Source organism: Streptomyces smaragdinus (assembly GCF_009604385.1).
Lineage (GTDB): Bacteria > Actinomycetota > Actinomycetes > Streptomycetales > Streptomycetaceae > Streptomyces > Streptomyces smaragdinus.
Window position 1 is genome coordinate 1 of the sequence record NZ_WEGJ01000096.1, and the last position, 1,818, is coordinate 1,818.

Sequence of the window (1,818 nt, forward strand, 5' to 3'; positions counted from 1 at the left end):
CCCCGGCGAGAGGCTGCGCCTGCGCGTACTCGGCGCGGATCGCCATCAGACCGGGCATCTCGTGCTCGGCCAGCTCGATCTCCTTACGGCCGAAAGCCGCCAGGGAGAGGTCAGCCACCTTGTAGTCAGTGGCGAGCAGAGAGGGCATCGGTCCTCCGTAGATCGTCGGGCGGCCCGGGCGGGCCGCCTGGGGTCTGGCCGCGCAGTACGTGGCGGTGGATCTCCATCGCCGCCGGCGACCGGTTCAGGGTGATGTAGTGCAGTCCGGGGGCGCCTTCGGCCAGCAGCCGCTCGGCCATGGCGACGGCGTGCTCCACGCCGATCCGGTGCGAGGTCCGCGCGTCGTCCCGCGCCTCGTACAGGCCGGAGGCCAGTGCGTCCGGGAAGGTCGCGTTGCTGAGCTCCGCGAATCTGGCGATCTGCCGGTAGTCCGTGGCCGGCATGATCTCCGGGATGACGGGGGTCTCGCAGCCCGCGGCCCGTACCCGGTCACGGAACCGCAGGTAGTGCTCCACGTCGAAGAACATCTGGGTGACGGCGTAGTCGGCGCCCGCCCGGCACTTGGCCACGAAGTGGCGGATGTCGGTGTCCCAGTCCGCCGAGCGCGGATGACGTTCGGGGAAGGCCGCCACGCCCACGCTGAAGCGGCCCGCCGTACGGACCAGGGAGACCAGGTCGGCCGCGTGGTGCAGGCCCTGCGGATGCGGTACCCACGGACCTTGTGGGTCGCCGGGCGGGTCGCCGCGCAGGACCAAGACGTCGCGGATGCCCGCGTCGGCGTACTGGCCCATGATGTGGCGCAGTTCGGCCACCGAGTGGCCCACCGCGCAGAGGTGGGCCACCGGACGGAGGGTGGTCTCGGCCGCGATCTTCCGGGTGACGGAGATGGTGCGGTCGCGTGATGATCCGCCCGCTCCGTAGGTGATGGAGACGAACGTCGGGGAGAGCCGTTCGATGCGGCGGATGGCGTCCCAGAGGACCTGTTCCCCCTTCGCCGTCTTCGGCGGGAAGAACTCGAAGGAGAACGAGGGCCGGCCGGCCGCGAGGAGGTCGGGCAGTGTGGTCATGTGCGGCCGCCTCCTGTGTTGAAGTACTTTGCTTCGGGGTGGTGGAGGACGATGGCGTCGGTGGACTGTTCCGGGTGGAGCTGGAACTCCTCGGACAGCTTCACGCCGATCCGCTCGGGCTCGAGGAGGTCGGCGATCTTGGCGCGGTCCTCGAGGTCGGGGCAGGCCCCGTAACCCAGCGAGAAACGCGCGCCCCGGTACTTGAGGGCGAACATGTCCGACATGGCGGTGGGGTCTTCGCCGGCGTAGCCGAGTTCGGCACGGACGCGGGCGTGCCAGTACTCGGCGAGGGCTTCGGCGAGCTGGACGGACAGGCCGTGCAGCTCGAGGTAGTCGCGGTAGGAGTCGGAGGCGAACAGCTCCGCTGTCGCCTCGCCGATCCTGGAGCCGACGGTGACGACCTGGAGTCCGACGACGTCGGTCTCGCCGGATTCCTGGGGGCGGAAGAAGTCGGCCAGGCACAGGCGCCGGCCGCGGCGCTGGCGGGGGAAGGTGAAGCGGGTGCGTTCACTCCCGTCGTCGTGCAGCAGGATGAGGTCGTCGCCCTTGGACACGCAGGGGAAGTAGCCGTAGACCACGGCCGCCTCCAGCAGTCCGTCGGTCTGGAGCTTGTCGAGGAGGCCGCGCAGGCGGGGGCGGCCCTCGGTCTCGGCGAGTTCCTCGTAGGAGGGGCCGGTGCCGGTGCGGGCCTGCTTCAGCCCCCACTGGCCCTTGAACAGCGCGCCCTCGTCCAGCCAGGAGGCGTAGTCCT

The 1,818-nt window shown here is 70.4% G+C and carries 3 protein-coding genes; all 3 read right to left on the reverse strand.

Features of this window, described 5'->3' with window-relative positions:
• Positions 1-148 (reverse strand): adenosylhomocysteinase (locus SRB5_RS35705; RefSeq protein ID WP_194293129.1); only part of this gene is annotated, 148 nt, incomplete at its 3' end.
• On the reverse strand, positions 126-1,067 hold the full coding sequence (gene metF, locus SRB5_RS35710; RefSeq protein WP_153458024.1) for a methylenetetrahydrofolate reductase [NAD(P)H]: 942 nt from the start codon (positions 1,065-1,067) through the stop codon (positions 126-128). The genes SRB5_RS35705 and metF, both read right to left, overlap by 23 nt.
• On the reverse strand, positions 1,064-1,818 hold a 755-nt coding region (locus SRB5_RS35715), incomplete at its 5' end, for a vitamin B12 dependent-methionine synthase activation domain-containing protein (protein ID WP_323379058.1). The genes SRB5_RS35715 and metF, both read right to left, overlap by 4 nt.